At 69.6% G+C, this 434-nt stretch carries 1 protein-coding gene; it reads left to right on the forward strand.

All coding sequences use genetic code 11. From position 1 onward, the window contains the following. Positions 1–434, forward strand: a 434-nt coding sequence (locus GO615_RS29330) for a VCBS domain-containing protein (protein ID WP_169133098.1), incomplete at both ends; no start/stop codon positions are given.

The following is a 434-nucleotide window of genomic DNA, read 5'->3' on the forward strand; positions in this document are numbered from 1 at the left end:
CGGCGGGCAGAGCTTCGCTGCCGGCGCCACCGTCTACTGGGGCCAGGACGGCACCTTCCTCGGCGCCACCGCCACCGGTGCGGCCGCCTCGCTGCTGGTCAATGCCGACGGCTCCTACACCTACACCCTGCTCGACAACCTGCTGCTCGGCACCGACACCCAGGGCGAACAGATCGACACCCTGGCCACCGTCTCCATCACCGGCAAGGATGCCGATGGCGACACCCAGGCCGTCAGCGTCACCCTCAAGGTCCAGGACGATGTGCCCGCCCTGCTCGCGGGCGAGGCCGGCGCCGACACGGTCACCGTCGAGGACGAGAAGGCCTCCGGCGGCATCGATGAAGCCGATGGCGGACTCGGTTCGGTCGACGGCTCCATCGTCAATAACGTGAACTGGGGCGCCGACGGCTTCGGCAGCGCCACCACGTTCAGCG

The sequence above is a fragment of the Aromatoleum evansii genome (assembly GCF_012910805.1).
Lineage (GTDB): Bacteria > Pseudomonadota > Gammaproteobacteria > Burkholderiales > Rhodocyclaceae > Aromatoleum > Aromatoleum evansii.